Source organism: Salisediminibacterium beveridgei, from assembly GCF_001721685.1.
GTDB lineage: Bacteria > Bacillota > Bacilli > Bacillales > Salisediminibacteriaceae > Salisediminibacterium > Salisediminibacterium beveridgei.
Window position 1 is genome coordinate 2,277,021 of sequence record NZ_CP012502.1, and the last position, 18,096, is coordinate 2,295,116.

Here is an 18,096-nt window from a genome sequence, read left to right on the forward strand (position 1 = left end):
ATCATCATGTGAATACTTTAACTAGTTTCAGTATGCTTCAGCCCCAGTCGTTCTCTCTATCAGAAAAATGAGCAGAGTTTGTAGGGAAAAAACGAAATTGTGACTGAAAAAATCCCTACATAACCATATCGTAATATTTCATGACAATTTCCTGACCTTTCGTTTTGGGGCAGCCCTTTCTTATACAATGAAGGAAGCTGAAAATGTTTGAAGGGGGGAACCGTTATGGGGAAAATTCTTTCATCTGTCATGATGCTTTTTATCTTCCTGCTGGCCGGCTGTTCGAACGAGCGGGACCTGGATTTTATCACGATAAAAAGTGAGGATGTTTCAGAAATGAGTCAAGAGGACATCCAGATCAGAGATAATCACGAGGATATCGTCAATATCGCTTTTGCTTCCGTTGTATCGCCGAAAGAAACAAAATCCAAATACGAGCTTCTGGTCGATTATATTGAAGAAGAACTTGAACGTCCTGTAAACGTCATCCGCAAACAGACGTATGATGAGGTCAATCAGCTGCTGAAAAACGGTGAGGTGGACATTGGATTTATCTGTTCATTGTCTTATGTGCTCGGGAGAGAGGAAGGGTTCCTCGAAGGCGTCGCTACGCCTGTTGTAAACGGTGAAGATATGTACAGATCCTACCTGATCGTCAACAAAAACAGTGATCTCTATGAGCTTGAAGACCTGCAAGGAACACGCTTTGCCTATATGGACCCCTATTCCTATTCGGGCCGGCTGGCAATGCTCGATTTGATTGAGCAAAAGGGTTTCAACCGGGAAACCTTTTTTAAGGAAACGTTCTACACCTACAGTCACGATTACTCAGTCAATGCTGTGGCTAAAGGAGCTGTGGATGCTGCCTCGGTGGACAGCATACTTTTCGACCTTTTGATCGAAAATGATAATGACTATGCCAATGAAATCCGGATCATAGATAAAGGCTCCTACGCCGGGGCCCCGCCGGTTGTTGTCTCGAGCCAGATTGATCCTGAACTGAAAGGGCAGTTTATCAACATCATGCTTACCCTTCATGAAAATCCTGAAGGGAAAGACATCCTCGACCAGGTTCAGATCGATTCCTACACCGGACTCAAACCATCTCATTACGACCCGATCGCGGACATCGTCGAGAAAATAGGTGATTTCTGATGCCGATCTTATTCAAAAAATTTGCCCGCTCTTTATCCGGATTTCCAATCCATTTAAAGATATACTTTATGGTGGTTTCAGCCATCGTGCTTTTAGCGCTGATCAGTCTCTTTGCCATTCGCATCTCAGTAACTGACACCATGTCGGTTCAGCTCGACGAACGGGTGAAATCCATCAGCGGTGACGTCGCGGCAAGAACCGGCGATTTACTGCTTACGAATAATATTTATGCGATGCAGACCCTCGTCAATGACACGATCGATAATTACAATGACCTTGAGTATGTGTTTATTTTGAACGAGGACAATGAAGTGCTCGTTGATTCCTATTCAGATGGTCATGTATCTGAAGAAATCATTCATGCGAACAGCGTGGAAGATGAGGAATTTAATCATCTGCTGACCTTTCGCTCTGAAGAAGGGATTATCCGTGATGCTGCAGCACCGGTGGATAAAGGCATTGACGGAACCGTACGCGTTGGACTTCGTGACGATTCCCTTGAAACCGCCATTTCCAGTGTGACCTTTCAGATTATCAGTTTTATGGTGCTTCTGATCCTTTTCTCGCTGGCCATCGTCATGAAGTTGACCCGTATTATTACCAATCCGATCAATGACCTCGTATCCTTGACCAATCGGGTTGCAAAAGGAGATATGACAGCCCGGATCGACGCTTATCCAAAAGATGAAATCGGTGATTTAACGGAATCGTTCCATGATATGCTCGGAACCCTTGAAACCGCAAAATCGGAGAAAGAAAACTATTTGAATCAGATTATTACAAGAAACAGAGAATTGACACTGCTCAATGATCTGTCGGATAACCCGCATACCATCAAAGACTTCAATCAAATGATGAATCATTTCGTCCGGGATCTCGTGCATGAACTGAAGCTCGGCAGTGGAGTCATTGAAGCAACGATTAATCAGCAACAGGAGTATTTCAGCTACCAGGCGGAAGGCTGTCCTGCTGAAAACACCGCCTGTCTTGAAGATTGGACCTGTGTATGCGAAAAGAAAGAGTATAATATTAAAAGCGTCTTTCCGATTTATTCGAATCAACAGAAAATCGGGCAGATTAAAATCTGCAGCGGCGACGTTCTCGATGCCTATTCAGAGAAAATCCTTGATTCCATCGCCAACCATCTCGGTACGGTGATCGAAAACAATGAACTGTCCCACGAAATCAAGAAAAAAGAGGAGATCAGGCAAATGCTTCTCGAAAAAATCATGACCGTTCAGGAAGACGAGCGAAAACGGATCGCCAGAGAACTGCATGATGAAACCGGTCACGCCTTATCATCCATCCTTCTCGGTCTGAAAATGATGGAAGACGCCGAGAGTCCGGATGAGATCAATCATCAGATTCAGAAACTGCGCAAACTGACGCATCAGTCCATCGAAAATATTCATGACCTTGCCTGGCAGCTGCGACCGACCATTCTCGATAAATTCGGCCTTAAAGTCGCCATTGAACGGTATATGGAAGAATTCAAACAAAAGCTTGATATCGACTATGACGTACTGATCAACGGCATTGACACGACGCGCCTGACCCCTGAAATGGAAACCGCCATTTTCCGGATCGTTCAGGAATCCCTGACCAACATCTTCAAATATGCCAATGCCAGTTCCGTCAGTGTGATCATTATCAGAAACGATGATTTGATTTCCGTTATCATTGAAGATGATGGCACAGGTTTCAATGTGGACAGCATGGTGAATAAAGATCCTTCCAAATTCAACCTGGGTCTGCACGGTATGCAGGAAAGAGCTTCACTTCTTGGCGGCACCTTTGAAATTGAATCCGAGACAGGCAAAGGCACAGCCGTGATGGTCAAACTCCCGATCTCAGACGAAAGTGGTGAATCCTATGAAAACACGTATTATGCTGGTTGATGACCATCCTGTATTCCGTTCCGGCTTGAAACACATTCTCTGTACGGAAACGGATTATCACGTGATCGCTGAGGCGGATGATGGCGAGTCTGCCATCGAGATGGCCGCTGAGATGATGCCGGACATTATCGTCATGGATATCAGCATGCCGGGCCTTGACGGCATTGAAGTCACCCGCGAGATCAAAAAGAAACTTCCCGGCATCCGTGTACTGATGCTTACGATGTATTCCGACGAAGCCTTTTTGAAAGAATCCCTCGATGCAGGTGCTTCCGGTTATGTGCTGAAACGGGCTGTCGATACTGAGCTTGTCCATGCCGTGAAACTGGTCATGAACGGGGAACATTACATCTACCCGACCCTGATTCCGAAACTTTACAATGCCAACCAGGCGCCACAGGCATCGGATAGTTCCAACGATGAACAGATTCAATTCAGTCAACGGGAAAAAGAGGTTCTCAAATACATTGCCCTTGGCTATACGCAAAAAGAAATTTCAACGGAACTCTTCATCAGTATCAAAACCGTCGACACGTATAAGAAAAGAGTCATGGACAAGATCGGCTCCAAGAAAAAATCCGCCCTCGTCCGTTACGCGCTCAAGAACAACATCATCAGTAACTCCCTTTGAAACCAATCGTAACCGTTTTTTCAAACAGAAAACCATCCCGCTGAACAGTGCGGGATGGTTTTCTTTATCCTCATCATTCATCTGTTGACTGCACTTCGCTCTCACTATGGGTCAGTAAAGGATGATACATCATCAAGGCATGATTTTCCGTGATGTATTCGTCATCGATCTGCTTTCCTTGCCCGTTGAATACCTTTCGGTAGATCGTATTGTGTCTGACATAACCTCCCCAATGTTCGTGGGTAATCCGATGATCTTTTTGATAGACTTCGTAGGTCATCGAAGGAGGCAAAACGGATCGCCATTCTCCGTGAAGATGGGTCTCTGTCAGTTCGAAGCAAAGCTGGAATGGCTGATCCGTATCGTTTCGAATCTGCAGATCCAGGTAGTTATACGCGCAAGTTGCACCACTGCCAAAGGGTTGCGTTCGTTTCGAGTCTGGAAAGACATCATAACTGTGGCGATGACGTTCAACAACTGTCAAAGGGGTATGCAGCGTGATCCAGTAAATCAGATTGGAGAGCTGACACAATCCACCGCCTGTCCCTGATTTATAAGAGCCATAGTGGAGCACCATCCCTTTTTGATACCCCTTCCTTTTGGATGTGGAACCAATAAGTTTCCAATAAGACAGCGTTTCTCCGGGATAAACGACAACCCCGTTTAACTTATTGATGGCGATCTGGAGATTGGTGATTTTATTTTCCTGATACCACATGTCCACATCCTTCAACTCTCGCCTCAGAATCGTTTTATGCGTTTTGTGTAAATATGGTAATGTTCTCTCTTCAATCGACGAGGCGTACCTTTTTTGATCGGTCAAGTACTCGATCCGCCTTTTCAATCTGTAATATTTTGTACCGGCAAAAATTCTCAAACGACTTCTTTCTTTCGGCTTGATTTTCTCTGATGCAATCAGATTCCACTGCATAAATGATTCCCCCATCACCTTTATTCTTCCTCTACCAAAACAGACGAAAGGAGGGAGGAGAAGTTTCCCTCTTCAAGATGATTTTTCAAAATTGTCACATCGCATTTTTAAACGACAAAAAGAAACAGCGCATTAAGCGCCGTTTCTCAGATTATCCTCTTTTAAAATCATTGCGATGCTGACGGCACCTTTTCCTGCATTCCCTCCAATGACCGGGGAGACGCTTGTCGTATACAGCGGTTCCGATCCGGTGATGCGTTCCATGGCTTCCTGGCATTCCGCCATCATCTCAGGAGAACCTGCATGCAGCAAAACGTATTCATGAATTCCATGCTGATCATGGATCGACTGAATTTGTTTGTACATTTTTCCGAGGCTCGAACTGGAGAAGAACGTTTTGCCATAGAGTAAGGAATTCCCCTCACTGTCAATGGAGACGATCGGTTTCATGTTCAACAGGCGTGCAACTTTGCCTTGCAGCGGACTTACCCGTCCCCCGCGGATCATATGCTTCAGTGTTTTGACACTGACGAGAATTTCCGATTTCGGTATCCACTCACGAAGTGCTTCTTTCACTTCATCAAAGGATTTCCCCTTCTCTATCTCTCTTGCCGTCTCATAAGCCAGGAGCCCGAATGCCCCTGACAACGTTTTGGAGTTCACCACATGGATACGACTTGGATCGATGTTTTCCGCGGCTTTTTGGCAGACATCAAAGGTCCCGCTTAACTTTTGTGATACATGCAGCGAGATCACCGAATCGTATTGCATCAGAAGCGATTGATACAATGTTTCCACACTTAGGAGGGAAGGCTGGGAACTCTTCGGCTGATCGGTTCCGGCATCGAGCAGTTCATAAAATGAACCTGCTTCAAGCGTTACCTTATCCAGATACGTGGACTCATTCACTTCGAGATTTAACGGAATCATATGAATCTGATGCTCGTCCATCCACTCTTTAGGGAGGTCACAGGCAGAATCAACCACCAAAGCGATCGGTGCTTTCCGCTGATAGATGCTTTCATACTGACGTTTCATATCTTCCACTTTCTGATAGACAACCTTCCCTTTTTTCACGAGCATTTCCGCAATATCTGCCGGCTCATTGGTGTGAATATGCACTTTCCCCAGATCGTTGTCATTGACCATGACGATCGAATCGCCGAAATCAGCCATATGCGCTTTCAATGAAGTGATGTCTTCCCCATTCTTCAGTTCAATGAGAAACTCCGAACAATAGCGGAACGTGAGCTCATCGGACTCGTGCATCACATGGGCCGTTTCGTCGAGCAAAAGAGAAGAGCGGCTCTCCGTGTCTTCATCTGCTTTCACATCTTTTCGTTCAATCAAGCCGTGCAAAAAATGAATGAATCCCTTCGCCCCTGCATCCACGACGTCATGGATGCGAAAGACCTCCATTTGCGATTTCGTTTTTTCAAGTGCGAGATTCGCTTCAGGATAAGATTTTTTCAAAACAGCCTCAATACTGGTTGTCGTTGAGCTCTCTTGTTTCATGCTCTCCACCCAGGCTTTCATGACGGTGAGCACCGTTCCTTCTTCCGGGATCGAGACGGCACTGACCGCGCTCTCCACCGACTCATCACACATATCGAGAAACTTCTCCATATTTAATTCCTGATGGCGGATCAGGAAATTACACATCGTAATAATGAATTGGGAGAAGATCATCCCTGAATTGCCTCTGGATCCGCGCATACAAGCCTTTTTGATTGTTTCCAGGGTCTCGATGGATGAATCATTCCATCTCCCTTCCCTCATGATCATCTGCATCAGATAGGCCAGATTATTCCCTGTATCCCCGTCAGCAACGGGAAAGACGTTAATCGCATTTAACTCCTTCTGATGATCAATGATTTCATGAGCTCCGGACATGAGCATTTCGTAAAAATGCCGGTGATTGAGAACCTCCATTGTTGTTCCCCCTTCAAAATAATGGTAACCAGTTCCTGAATATAACAACAATTACTTTCAGACTACTGATTCCTTCTTCATGGATTATATCATTGTTATACATGAAAGTTAATGCAAATGCGCATGCAACTATCGTCCGGGCTCTTTTAGTTGACTTCATACCCTGATAATCGACATACTGAGAATAGGATTTTACCAATATCATACACAGTATCGGAGGAATCATTGATGTTAGAACTCTACCTTTACAGCACGTTAGCCATTTTCATTTTTATGGTGTCCGTCTTTTTACTCGCTCAAAAAAAGAAAGACAATTCCATCGTCGATATCGCCTGGGGATTCGGTTTTGTGATCATTGCATGGGTCAGTTTGCTTTACACACAAGAAAACTCGATTCGTGAACTGCTTGTCGTCACGCTGGTCACGCTCTGGGGTGTGAGACTGGGCAGCTTCCTCTGGTACCGCTCCATCGGACGAGGGGAGGATTTCCGCTATGCTAACTTCCGGAAAAACTGGGGCAAAAACGCCGTCAGGATTGCCTTCTTCCGTGTCTTTATGCTGCAGGGCGCCTTCATGTTGCTTATCGCCTACCCGATCATACGGGTCCATGCATCGGAGGGACCCGGTGTTGATTTCTTTTTGATCGCAGGTACCCTCATCTGGCTCGTCGGCTTCTTCTTCCAAGTCGTTGGGGATACCCAACTGGACAAATTCAAGAAAAATAAAACGCACAAAGATCAGATCCTGACGACAGGGGTTTGGCGCTACACAAGACACCCGAACTATTTCGGGGAAGCCGCGATGTGGTGGGGGATATTCGTCATCGTTCTTCCGGTCGAACTCGGTTGGACCGCAGTATTCAGTGCACTGTTCATCAACTTCATGCTCCTGAAAGTCTCCGGCGTTCCATTTCTTGATGAGCGCTTTAAAGACAACGAAAACTACCAGCAGTACAAAAGAGAAACCAATAACTTTGTTCCCTGGTTTCCGAAAAAAAGTTAAAACAACAGTACAGGCCTGATGCGGATTCATTTAAGCATCAGGCTTTTTTTGTGCTTTCATTAAAATAAATAATCGCCTCATTTTTTTTACATCAACTGGTGAAATATCGATTGAAAGCCGTCAAAAGGGGTATAATATAACTGTACAATCATTATCCAATAATTGTACAAAAGAAAAGAAGGAGGGTTTAACATGGAAGAAGTAAGTCTTCTCGTATTGGCCACTCAGTACATGTTTTGGGTCGGTTTTGTAGGCATGGCTGCAGGCACACTTTACTTTCTCGTAGAACGAAACAGCCTGAGTCCGGAATACCGATCGACTGCAACGGTTGCCGCACTGGTCACGTTTGTCGCCGCCATTCACTATTACTTCATGAAGGACGCCGTAGGCACGCAGGGTTTGATCTCGGAAATCAGTAATTTTCCTACGGAGATCCGCTACATTGACTGGCTCGTCACCACACCACTGTTGCTCGTCAAGTTTCCGCTGTTGCTGGGATTGAAAAACAAAGCCGGGAAAATTCTTTTGATTCACCTGATCGTCGCGGATATCATCATGATTGTTGCCGGTTATTTAGGTGAAACATCGATCAATCAGGCTGGCGGATTTACCCAGTTTGGCCTCTGGACGTTTGTGATCGGAACGCTTGCATGGATTTATATCATCTACCTCCTGTTTACAAACGTAACGAAAGCGGCCGAAAACAAACCTGCACCAATCAAGAAAGCACTCCTCAATATGAGGCTGTTCATTCTGATCGGGTGGGCCATCTATCCTATCGGTTATGCTGTGACCCTGGTTTCCTCAGGCATTGAAGTACAGCTTGTTCGGGAACTGATTTACAACTTTGCCGATTTAACGAACAAAGTCGGCTTCGGGCTCGTTGCCTTCTTCGCCGTCAAGACCATGTCCAAGATGAAATAAGATATGCCACTCATCATTACCAGGGAGCGTTTAAACCCGTTAAATGCTTCCTGTACATAAGCTTGACATGATCAAACAGCTGGAATTCATCTGAGCCTCTAAAAGGATCGGATGTTTTTTCATGTAAGGGTTTTCTTTTTGTGAATTAATTCACAAGTCCCTTTCTTTTTCGTCTCTTGCGTTGTATCGTTACCCTGTGACGAACAGAAAGGATGTCTGACAATGGAAATTCAATCTCTGGAACAAGTCGAATACCTATCACTCAAAAAAGAAAAAATCTTCAACACCGGGAAAATCCGCTATCTGATTCGCGCCATGCTTGCGAGCATGTTCATCGGCTTTGGCGTCATCGTTGCCTTTCGAACGGGCAGCTATTTCTATGTCGCCGGTTCCCCGTGGGCCTATCCGATGGCAGGGTTCACCTTCAGTGTAGCCATCATCTTAATTGCCTACGGAGGTGCGGATTTATTTACCGGTGATACGTTCTATCACACATACGCAGCCATTAGGCGGAAAATGTCCTGGGCGGTGGTCACAAAGCTGTGGACATACACCTACATCGGCAACATCATCGGTGCGGTGCTGTTCGCCGTATTGATCTTTACGACCGGGCTGTTTAATGACCCGGAAATCAATTCGTTTCTCCTCACGATCACCGATAAGAAAATGACTGACCCGGTTTCGGAACTGTTCTTTCGGGCCATTCTCTGTAACTGGCTGATCTGCATGGCCTTTTTCGTACCAATGTCCATGAAGGAGGATATCGCCAAAATGGCTGCCATGGTCCTCTTTGTCTTCGGTTTCTTCATCTCGGGTTATGAACACAGCATTGCCAATATGTGTACTTTCGCGATCGCACTCGTGCTCGATAACCCCGGTGCGGTGAACATCGAAGGAATTGTTCGAAACCTCATTCCCGTCACCGCAGGAAATATCATCGGCGGCTCGATTTTTATGGGCGTCGTCTATTACTACATCAATCGTCCGTTTATGGATAAATAACTGCTAAGAGCCGGATCAGGTTAACGATCCGGCTCTTTCTTTGCCTCAAATAATCCTTCTGTCTTTTACCCTAGTGCTCATTTTATGGTCTTCTCCTATCCCGAAATGTGATTGTGCAAGTTTTATATATGTAGATATTTAGAGCTTAACCAAGTATAAATGGTGATAACCATCGGTCACTCCCCCTCAGCATTCATTATGCAAGTTGCTTATCTGATCCAGGTTGGTTATCCTCAATCTTGAGTTAATAAATTTGTTAAGTATATATTTAATGTATTTAACAAGTTAATTATTGGTTGCTTTATTAATTTATTAGGAAAGGAGGTACATCATGATCCGTATTGGAAATCACACTTTACCAATTGATACCGTCATCTTCGATAAAGATGGCACATTGGTTGATTTTGAATCACTCTGGTTCACCTGGCTTGATGACATTCATTCCTATCTTACATCTTCTTTTTCTATCGAAGATCCGAACTTCAAAGACGAGTTATATCAGGCACTTGGTATAGCTGGTCGTGACATCGACCCGATGAGCCCGCTTGCCATTGGCAGTTTGAATGACAGCAAAGTGATCATTTCATTTAAATTGTACATAAAAGGCGTTCCTTGGGATCAGGCTGTGGAACTTGTTACAAAGAGCATCGATTATGCCAATGAACGTCAAAGCAAATCGGATGCCATTCGACCTGTCCAAGGCATCGAAAGAGTTCTCGAGGAGATGAAAAGCATTGGCATGAAACTCGGCGTGATGACAGCGGACGAAACCAGTCAGGCCAAAGAACACCTGCGAGCCTTGAAGCTTGCACATTTCTTCGACTTCATTATTGGGAATGACCAGGTTGAAAACGGGAAGCCATACCCCGATATGGCTTTTCTCGCAGCCGATCAGTACGATGCAGTCCTTGAACGATCCGTGATGATTGGCGACACCAATGGTGACATGAAGCTTGGAAAGAACGCAGGTATGCATGCCTCAATTGGCATACTGAGTTATGCAAAAAACCACGGTGCCCATCTCGAAGATGCGGATTACAAAATTACTACCTATGACGACATTCAAATCATTAAAAAAACAAAGTAAACACAACTAATCAGGAGGAATGACAAATGAAACTGACTTTTACATGGGCTTTAGGCCTCGCACTCATGCTGGTAGTGAGTGCATGTGGCGGCAACGAAAACAATACGGTTGAACTGTATACACATAATGATGAAACTGAAATGCAAGCATTCGCCTCTGCTCTTGAAGAGGAAACAGGCGTGAATATCGATATTCTCAGAATGTCCAGTGAAGAAGCGTGGAGTCGAATTGATGCTGAATATCCAGACGTTGGCGCAGATATGCAATGGGGTATGCTGCACAGCTTTGCACTGATCGCTGAAGAACAGGACATGCTCGAATCTTACGACTCACCAACCTGGGAAGACGTACCTGACGAATTCAAAGACCCGGACGGCAAATGGTATGGCTGGTCTTACTGGTTTAATGTACTGGCCATTAACGATGACCTTCTCGATGAACTGGGCCTTGATAAGCCTGAGTCGTGGGACGACTTATTAGATCCGCAGTACGAAGGCGAAATTGTCCTTCCTGATCCGGGTACATCCGGAACAGCATTCCTGTTTGTATCTGCCATCATGCAGATCATGGGCGAAGAAGAAGGCTGGGCATACCTCGAACAATTGGATGAAAATGTCGGCCAATATTCCCAGTCCGGTTCTGCACCGGCACAAATGGTCGCGCAAGGGGAATATGCAATCGGGATTACATGGGACCAGGCCGTTTTTGATCGCATGGATGAAGGATACCCGATCACGCCTGTCGTTCCTGAAGAAGGCGTAGGCTTTGACCTCGATGTGGCCTGGATCTTCAAAGATGCTGAAAACAAGGAAGCTGCTAAGAAAGTCATCGACTTCATCGGATCTGACGAAGGCATGGAATTAGCTTCAGAATACCGTTCCATGGTTACTAAACCTGGAATGAGTGCGGATCTGGATTTCGATCCGAACTTTATCGACTATGACGCCGTATGGGCAGCAGATAACCGCGAGCGCATCATGCAGGAATACCAGGAGAAATTCGACTAATAAAAAAGAAGGGATTGTTACCATGTCCACACTGACCGGAGCAATTAAAGCGAAATCACAACCACGAATTGAACCCGGTTTTGCAGTGGCAGCTATCACCATAGCTGCCCTTCTTATCCTGTTTATTTTGGCACCTGTCATGGCTGTCTTATTGCGCAGCTTTGGTGTTGGAACCGGCGAATTAACCTTTCAATACTATATACAGTTTTTCCAAAACGCTTCATATTTCAGGGCATTCATTAACAGTGTTTCGGCAGGGCTGATTTCAACCTCGGTGATCGTTATGATCAGTATACCCTTTGCGCTGTATGTCACAAGATCAGGAAGTGCTTTGTCCAAAGTTTACCGGGGAATCGGTCTGTTGCCCTTGGTTGCTCCTCCGTTCATCTTTTCGTTAGCTCTCATTATTTTGTTCGGCCGACGGGGGATTATCACCGACTGGATCAATACCTTTACAGGCTGGGAGATCAGTATTTATGGTTTCTGGGGCGTTGTCATCGCTCAGATTCTCGGCTATTTCCCCATCGCTTATATGATGATTGAGAGTTCGCTTCGCTCCATTAACCCAAGCGTGGAAAATGCCTCACAGGATCTTGGTGCAAGCCAGGGAAAAACGATTCGTTCCGTCACACTCCCACTCGCAGGAACGGCGATCTTAAAAGCAAGCCTGATCGTGTTCGTCATGGCCCTGGCTGATTTCTCCAATCCGTTGATCATCGGTGGTGGCGAATCCTTTCTGGCGTCCGATGCTTTCCTGTTGGTCACTGGCCGGCAAAACCTTGAAATGGCTGCGGTACTGGGTGTGTTCCTGATTATCCCAAGCCTTCTTGTATTTTTGTTTCAAACCTATTTGCTGAAGGATCACGAAACTGCATCGAACAACACAGCGAGCGCACTCACTAACCCACTGAACAAAAAAGTGAAGGGCTTTGTCTTCACGATCAGTACACTGATGACCTTGTTCATTACATTGATGTTTGTGATGGTTGTCTTAGGTGCATTTGTACAAATCATAGGGATCAACAACACATTTACCCTATCCCACTTCTCGGATCAATCCGGGTGGAACTTCTTATGGAACAGTGTGGTTGTCTCTTTTTTCGCCGCACTCATTGCCGCAGGGCTCGGTATCCTGCAAGGGTATCTGACTGCGAGAAAAAACATTCACGCCAAGAAATTCCTCGAATTTACTGCACTGTTCGGCCTTGCCGTTCCCGGTACGGTGATGGGGATCGGGTATGTGCTGATCTTCAATGGCCCGCCATTCTTTTTAACAGGGACTGTACTTTTACTGGTTCTGAATATGGCATTCCGTAAAATCGGTGTCGGTCTCGAAGCCGGGATCAGTAACCTGCAGCAAATTGATAAATCGGTCGAAGAGGCTTCATCTGACCTTGGAGCAGGTCCGTACCGAACCTTCTTTAAAGTGGTTGTCCCACTCTTGATGCCGGCATTCATGGCTGGTTTTGTCTATACATTCATGACAGCCATGGTTTCGGTCAGCTCTGTTATCTTCCTGATATCACCAGGGAATAATTTAGCTGCGGCATACATTCTGAACCTTGCCGATCAGGCCGCCATCGGCCGCGCTTCAGCCATGTCATTTATCCTGATTGTCATTGTCCTTGGATGTATGGGACTCTTGAAATTCATTGAAAAACGAAGCAATCTATCCGTTTAAGGAGGAGAAAAGTGTGAGCAATCAACCCATCTTACAAGTAAAAGGCATCGATAAATCCTTTGCTGATGTAGAGGTATTAAAGAACATCTCCATTGATATTGAAAAAGGAGAGCTCGTCACCTTTATTGGTCCGAGTGGCAGTGGGAAAACCACTTTGCTGCGTGTCCTTGGCGGGTTTCATCCGCAAACAGCCGGAGAAATTGTCATTAATGGGGAATCTGTCGACCATCTGCCTCCGGAAAAACGCATGACCGGTATGGTCTTTCAAAACTATGCCCTGTTTCCGCATATGACGGTATACAAAAATGTTGAATACGGACTGAAGTTGCTGAAAAAATCCACAAAAGAAAAACAGGCACTGATTCAAGAAGCGCTCGCTCAGGTACAACTCGAAGGGTATGAAGACCGAAAACCAAGCGAACTGAGCGGTGGTCAACAGCAACGGGTTGCCATTGCCCGCTGCCTTGTATTAAAGCCCAAGGTTTTGCTATTGGATGAACCCCTCTCCAATCTCGACGCTAACCTGCGCATGACAATGAGAGATGAAATCCGCAGGTTGAAAGAAGAATTGAATCTCACCATTGTCTTTGTGACCCACGATCAAGAAGAAGCACTCAGTATTTCAGACCGTGTCCTCGTCCTGAAAGATGGCATCGTACAACAATTGGCCAGTCCAACCGAGGTGTATCAGTATCCTGCCAATGAATTCGTAGCCAATTTTGTCGGTCACGCCAATATGATCAAAGGCGCCTTTACAGAAGAAGGCAACGAAAATGTCTTTCGCTCCACAGAAGAAGAATCAATTCATTTCCATGTGGAACGCACCGATGAATCCATCAAAAAGGGACTTGCCATCCTCCGACCGGAAATGGCAAGCATCGACCAGGACGCCGCTGTAAAAGGAAAGCTGACCAATGCGGTATACCACGGCAGCTACATTCGTTATATAATTGAAATCGGTAATCAGGAGTTCATCATTGACGATTATAATCCGTTCAAAAAAGAAATTCTGAAACGCGGACAAACCGTCGGCATTTCGTTCCCACGGGATATGCATGTCATCCCTTCTTAATATAAAAACTATTCGAGAAAAAGCCGGATCGCTGACCCGATCCGGCTTTTTCTCTGTCCTGTGCCTCACATCATATAAATCATCTAAGATGCTTCAACGCTTCCCGTTTACTCAGCTTCTGAAGCGGTGTTTCATCCACAAACTTCAACACGGCTTCAGGATTTGTTTTCCCGTATTCCCTCAGCGCCCAGCCGATAGCCTTAGCGATGAAGAATTCAGAGTCCCCGCTATGCATCCGGCAATAGGTAAATAAGCGCTCTTCATCGGTTTGATCTTTATAGGATAACTGATGAATGATCGCTGTTCGCCGTACCCAGAGGTTCTCATCACGAATCCACGCGTCCATTGTCGTCACCTGATTTGGTGCATTCAATATCATTTGGCCCACCGGACCACTTGCCAGATTGTCGATACTGTCCCACCATGATTTCTTCATGATGATGCTCTTCATGTCCTCAAATTCCCCCGGCATAAGAAACCTGGCCGATTTTTTCAAGTAATCAATCCCCACGTACTGATACTCACGCTCTGGCCTTTCCCACAGTTCATGAATCAGCCCCCAATCAACGGGTTTTCTGCCGGCTTCCCATGCCTTTAAAAAGGGCGTACTGATCACACGTCTCTCGGGGGAACGAATCCCTAAAAAATCAAAGTGATGTTTCATATAGGCCGCCATGATCGAAGCTTTCTCAGGGTCTGCGGCTTTTTGAAATGCATCGGTCAAATCGTGGATGTTCATCATTTTCCACCCCATAATAGTCTGACATTTATGCTGATTATACTACAGACATGATGAGACGTCATGCCACTTTTACATGCTTCGCTTTCGAGGAGACCGGGGTCACTGACCTGAAAAATAGCACCTGATCCCGATCGGTTCAACTCATACCATCAGGTCAGGTGCTACTTAAAATCAGTCTGTACCGGGGATTTTGCACCCATCAGGGCCACAATCCGCCAGTTCATCGGCTCGTTCTATTTCCAACTGTTGCTGTTGCCAAGTCAGATCGATCGTGGGGGTGAATTTCTCCGGATGTCGGATATACCACCGCTGTTTTCGAATCAGATAGTTATCAGGATCATACCGAAAGGCATCATCCAATTCACTAAGCGCACTTTCCTTTTGATTCTGTTTCAAATACTCCAACGCGAGTTTGAATTTTGTCATCGCAAGTTTTGCCTCGAGCGGCGTTTCTCCACCCTTGGGCTCGTGATAGACGTCATCCAAACTGATTTTTTCCTCTTTTTCAGCGATCAGATCTTGCACCGCCTGCACATGTGTTTCATTGGTGACCTGAAAGCCTTCATAACGAAAGTGATTGCGGATGGCTTCTAACCTTGTGCTACAATGAAACTGTCATGACCAACATGGAGGTGTTCGAATGACCTTACAGCAATTACGCTATGTGATCGAAGTGGCCAAGCACCGCTCGATCAGTAAAGCTGCCCAAAAGCTTTTTATCAGCCAGCCGAGTCTCTCCAATGCCATGAAAGAACTGGAGACGGAACTGGGTGTGACGATATTTTCCCGGACAAACAAAGGCATCGTGATTACGCCTGAGGGTTCGGAGTTTTTAGGCTACGCGAGACAGGTGATTGAACAGACGGATCTCCTCGAGAACCGTTTCAACAATGCGGCCCAGTCTCCCCAGCAGCACTTCTCCGTCTCGGCGCAGCACTATGCCTTCGCCGTCAGTGCCTTTGTGAAACTCCTGAAGGATTATAACCAGGACGAGTATGAATTCACACTCCGGGAAACGAGAACGTACGAGATTATCGACGACGTGAAAAACCTCCGCAGCGAAATCGGCATTCTGTATATGAACGACTTTAACCGTCAGGTGATCAGTAAGTTTTTGCGGGAAGGAAACCTGGTCTTTCACGATCTGTTTGAAGCCAGCCCGCACGTCTTTATCAGTTCCACGAACCCGTTGGCGAAGCAAGAATCAGTTACCTTGGAGGATCTCCTCCCTTACCCGTATCTCTCTTTTGAACAAGGGGATTATAATTCCTTTTATTTCTCCGAAGAGATTCTCAGCACGGTTTCAAGACCGAAGAACATCCGTGTCAGTGACCGGGCGACACTGTTTAACCTGTTGATCGGCTTGAACGGCTACACGATTTCCACCGGTGTCATCAGCTATGACCTGAACGACGATGACATTGTCGCCGTGCCTCTTCAAGTGGATGAGCGCATATCTGTCGGCTACATTACCCATAAGCACGTCACCATGAGCCCCCTGGCTACGATCTATATCGACCATTTGAAGGAAACCATCGCTGAGGAACTGACCTTGCTATAGCCGCAGGCTATGACCAACGATCAGTTTTAAGTGTTATGCTATACGGCCGTCCTGATGCTACACTGACAACACAATCCAGAAAGAGGTGATCGTCAGATGGCCAATACAAAAAGAAGTCTCGAAGAACGATTAAACGAAGGCACCGTCATTGTCGGTGAAGGGTATTTGTTTGAAATGGAACGAAGAGGCTATTTGCAGGCAGGCTCTTTCGTACCGGAAGTCGCTTTGGAGCACCCTGATGTCTTAAAACAAGTTTACCGGGACTATATGAACTGCGGATCGGATGTCGTCCTGGCATTTACCTATAATGCCCACCGCGAAAAGATGCGGATCATTGGGAAAGAAGAGTTACTCGAACCGCTGAACCGAAATGCCATCCGGCTCGCCAAGGAAGTTGCCAAAGAGCATCCGACGGAAGAAGCCCTGGTCGCCGGAAACATCTCAAACACGAACATTTTCGACCCGGAAGATCCCGCATCGAAAGACCAGGTCAGGGCGATGTTCGCCGAGATGATCCAATGGTCCAAAGAAGAAGGGGTGGATTTCATCAATGGCGAAACCTTCTACTACCATGAAGAGGCCGTCATTGCCCTGGAGGAAATTCAGAAGCAGGACTTACCGGCCGTCATTACATTGGGGCTCATGGCGGAGAACAAAATGCGTGAGGGCATGTCTGTCGAAGAATCGTGCAGGATCCTCTCGGAAAAAGGGGCGCTCGTTGTCGGCATGAACTGTTTTAGAGGACCGGATACGATGCAGCCATACCTGAAGAAAATCAGAGAAGCAGTGGACGGGTTTGTCGGAGGTTTGCCGATTCCGTACCGGACAACAGAAGAGCACCCGACGTTCTTCAACTTACCCGACGGCGGCTGCAGCTGTTCATTGCCAACGGAAACGACGTTTCCCACATCCCTCGACCCGCTTTACCATAACCGCTATGAGCTGGCCGCGTGGGCAAAGGAAGCACAGGAGCTGGGTGTGAACTACATCGGCCTCTGCTGCGGCGCATCACCGGCGATGATCCGGGCGATCGCGGAAGCAACCGGCAACACAACCATCAATTCCAAGTACTCGCCAAACATGGAAAAACACTTTTTGTTTGGAAAAGATGAATCACTCAAGACCCACAATCAGGATTACCGGACAAAAGCATAGAGAATACACTTTGACCCCCGTCGCATAATGCCAAATTGCGACGGGGGTCAGTTATTGATGTTGATTATTCTTCTACTTCTTTTAACTCAATGCGAGCTTCTTTAACTAGATGCTTAGCCGCCCAAGCGTTTAGACTTTCACCCGAATACGCAGCAGCAACCGTAATCAGTTTATGCTCCTCTAGCGACAATCTCAGAACAAACTTACCGGAATATGGCTTCTCGGGTTTTACACCTTCGGCTTCGCAAAATGCAAGATAATCATCAATGGAATCCTCGAATGCTTTTTTTAGTTCAGCCACATTATTCACCATAAC

17 protein-coding genes are annotated in these 18,096 nt (G+C 46.1%); 12 read left to right on the forward strand and 5 right to left on the reverse strand.

Annotated elements, in window-relative coordinates; genetic code table 11:
* The first annotated feature begins 225 nt into the window (after positions 1-225).
* The 3 genes from BBEV_RS10720 to BBEV_RS10730 are packed head-to-tail and all read left to right on the forward strand — an operon-like array spanning position 226 to position 3,684.
* Positions 226-1,155 carry a substrate-binding domain-containing protein gene (locus BBEV_RS10720; RefSeq protein WP_069365469.1) on the forward strand — a complete coding sequence of 310 codons (930 nt, stop codon included), beginning with the start codon at positions 226-228 and terminating at the stop codon, positions 1,153-1,155.
* The gene (locus BBEV_RS10725; RefSeq protein ID WP_069365470.1) at positions 1,155-3,053 is read left to right on the forward strand and encodes a histidine kinase; all 1,899 of its coding nucleotides are present in this window, start codon (positions 1,155-1,157) and stop codon (positions 3,051-3,053) included. The genes BBEV_RS10720 and BBEV_RS10725 overlap by 1 nt, the downstream gene beginning before the upstream one ends.
* Positions 3,028-3,684, forward strand: coding sequence for a response regulator transcription factor (locus tag BBEV_RS10730; protein WP_069365471.1), 657 nt, complete (start codon positions 3,028-3,030; stop codon positions 3,682-3,684). The genes BBEV_RS10725 and BBEV_RS10730 overlap by 26 nt, the downstream gene beginning before the upstream one ends.
* 73 nt (positions 3,685-3,757) lie before the next feature.
* On the opposite strand, the gene BBEV_RS10735 is transcribed toward BBEV_RS10730, so the two are convergent.
* Positions 3,758-4,615 (reverse strand): VanW family protein, encoded by an 858-nt coding sequence (locus BBEV_RS10735; RefSeq protein ID WP_232318155.1) that lies wholly within the window; start codon positions 4,613-4,615, stop codon positions 3,758-3,760.
* Between the two features lie 132 nt (positions 4,616-4,747).
* Positions 4,748-6,547 carry a DegV family protein gene (locus BBEV_RS10740; RefSeq protein WP_069365473.1) on the reverse strand — a complete coding sequence of 600 codons (1,800 nt, stop codon included), beginning with the start codon at positions 6,545-6,547 and terminating at the stop codon, positions 4,748-4,750.
* Between the two features lie 228 nt (positions 6,548-6,775).
* On the opposite strand from BBEV_RS10740, the gene BBEV_RS10745 reads away from it, so the two are divergent.
* The 7 genes from BBEV_RS10745 (at position 6,776) to BBEV_RS10775 (ending at position 14,322) form a co-directional block, all read left to right on the forward strand.
* Positions 6,776-7,549 carry a DUF1295 domain-containing protein gene (locus BBEV_RS10745; RefSeq protein WP_069365474.1) on the forward strand — a complete coding sequence of 258 codons (774 nt, stop codon included), beginning with the start codon at positions 6,776-6,778 and terminating at the stop codon, positions 7,547-7,549.
* Between the two features lie 192 nt (positions 7,550-7,741).
* Complete coding sequence (locus BBEV_RS10750; protein ID WP_069365475.1) at positions 7,742-8,473, forward strand: bacteriorhodopsin; 732 nt, start codon at positions 7,742-7,744, stop codon at positions 8,471-8,473.
* A gap of 222 nt (positions 8,474-8,695) precedes the next feature.
* Positions 8,696-9,475, forward strand: coding sequence for a formate/nitrite transporter family protein (locus tag BBEV_RS10755; RefSeq protein ID WP_069365476.1), 780 nt, complete (start codon positions 8,696-8,698; stop codon positions 9,473-9,475).
* Positions 9,476-9,806: 331 nt separating this feature from the next.
* Positions 9,807-10,562: an HAD family hydrolase gene (locus BBEV_RS10760; RefSeq protein WP_069365477.1), complete on the forward strand. Its 756-nt coding sequence runs from the start codon at positions 9,807-9,809 to the stop codon at positions 10,560-10,562.
* Between the two features lie 26 nt (positions 10,563-10,588).
* Positions 10,589-11,569 carry an ABC transporter substrate-binding protein gene (locus BBEV_RS10765; protein WP_232318156.1) on the forward strand — a complete coding sequence of 327 codons (981 nt, stop codon included), beginning with the start codon at positions 10,589-10,591 and terminating at the stop codon, positions 11,567-11,569.
* Positions 11,570-11,591: 22 nt separating this feature from the next.
* Entirely contained in the window at positions 11,592-13,250 is a 1,659-nt protein-coding gene (locus BBEV_RS10770; RefSeq protein WP_069365478.1) for an ABC transporter permease, read from the forward strand.
* Positions 13,251-13,263: 13 nt separating this feature from the next.
* Positions 13,264-14,322: an ABC transporter ATP-binding protein gene (locus BBEV_RS10775; protein ID WP_084007351.1), complete on the forward strand. Its 1,059-nt coding sequence runs from the start codon at positions 13,264-13,266 to the stop codon at positions 14,320-14,322.
* A 79-nt stretch (positions 14,323-14,401) separates the two neighbouring features.
* On the opposite strand, the gene BBEV_RS10780 is transcribed toward BBEV_RS10775, so the two are convergent.
* Both BBEV_RS10780 and BBEV_RS10785 read right to left on the reverse strand, forming a co-directional pair.
* A complete protein-coding gene (locus BBEV_RS10780) occupies positions 14,402-15,061 on the reverse strand; it encodes a DNA alkylation repair protein (protein ID WP_069365479.1) in 660 nt (219 codons plus the stop codon).
* A 174-nt stretch (positions 15,062-15,235) separates the two neighbouring features.
* Positions 15,236-15,589 carry a hypothetical protein gene (locus BBEV_RS10785; RefSeq protein ID WP_232318157.1) on the reverse strand — a complete coding sequence of 118 codons (354 nt, stop codon included), beginning with the start codon at positions 15,587-15,589 and terminating at the stop codon, positions 15,236-15,238.
* 115 nt (positions 15,590-15,704) lie between these two features.
* Between BBEV_RS10785 and BBEV_RS10790 the strand changes: the two genes are divergently transcribed.
* Positions 15,705-16,625: a LysR family transcriptional regulator gene (locus tag BBEV_RS10790; RefSeq protein ID WP_069365480.1), complete on the forward strand. Its 921-nt coding sequence runs from the start codon at positions 15,705-15,707 to the stop codon at positions 16,623-16,625.
* 96 nt (positions 16,626-16,721) lie between these two features.
* Entirely contained in the window at positions 16,722-17,780 is a 1,059-nt protein-coding gene (locus tag BBEV_RS10795; protein WP_069365481.1) for a homocysteine S-methyltransferase family protein, read from the forward strand.
* Between the two features lie 64 nt (positions 17,781-17,844).
* Here the strand turns inward: BBEV_RS10795 and BBEV_RS10800 are convergent, their stop codons facing one another.
* Positions 17,845-18,081, reverse strand: a complete 237-nt coding sequence (locus BBEV_RS10800) for a type II toxin-antitoxin system HicB family antitoxin (RefSeq protein ID WP_198154986.1) — start codon at positions 18,079-18,081, stop codon at positions 17,845-17,847.
* Positions 18,082-18,096 lie beyond the last annotated feature (15 nt).

Bases quoted from the DNA above. Each gene is read 5' to 3' on its own strand.
- BBEV_RS10735 (WP_232318155.1), bottom strand. From the start codon at position 4,615: ATGCAGTGGAATCTGATTGCATCAGAGAAAATCAAGCCGAAAGAAAGA.
- BBEV_RS10755 (WP_069365476.1), top strand. From the start codon at position 8,696: ATGGAAATTCAATCTCTGGAACAAGTCGAATACCTATCACTCAAAAAA.
- BBEV_RS10760 (WP_069365477.1), top strand. From the start codon at position 9,807: ATGATCCGTATTGGAAATCACACTTTACCAATTGATACCGTCATCTTC.
- BBEV_RS10720 (WP_069365469.1), top strand. From the start codon at position 226: ATGGGGAAAATTCTTTCATCTGTCATGATGCTTTTTATCTTCCTGCTG.
- BBEV_RS10745 (WP_069365474.1), top strand. From the start codon at position 6,776: ATGTTAGAACTCTACCTTTACAGCACGTTAGCCATTTTCATTTTTATG.
- BBEV_RS10725 (WP_069365470.1), top strand. From the start codon at position 1,155: ATGCCGATCTTATTCAAAAAATTTGCCCGCTCTTTATCCGGATTTCCA.
- BBEV_RS10765 (WP_232318156.1), top strand. From the start codon at position 10,589: ATGAAACTGACTTTTACATGGGCTTTAGGCCTCGCACTCATGCTGGTA.
- BBEV_RS10740 (WP_069365473.1), bottom strand. From the start codon at position 6,547: ATGGAGGTTCTCAATCACCGGCATTTTTACGAAATGCTCATGTCCGGA.
- BBEV_RS10780 (WP_069365479.1), bottom strand. From the start codon at position 15,061: ATGAACATCCACGATTTGACCGATGCATTTCAAAAAGCCGCAGACCCT.
- BBEV_RS10770 (WP_069365478.1), top strand. From the start codon at position 11,592: ATGTCCACACTGACCGGAGCAATTAAAGCGAAATCACAACCACGAATT.
- BBEV_RS10795 (WP_069365481.1), top strand. From the start codon at position 16,722: ATGGCCAATACAAAAAGAAGTCTCGAAGAACGATTAAACGAAGGCACC.
- BBEV_RS10790 (WP_069365480.1), top strand. From the start codon at position 15,705: ATGACCTTACAGCAATTACGCTATGTGATCGAAGTGGCCAAGCACCGC.
- BBEV_RS10750 (WP_069365475.1), top strand. From the start codon at position 7,742: ATGGAAGAAGTAAGTCTTCTCGTATTGGCCACTCAGTACATGTTTTGG.
- BBEV_RS10730 (WP_069365471.1), top strand. From the start codon at position 3,028: ATGAAAACACGTATTATGCTGGTTGATGACCATCCTGTATTCCGTTCC.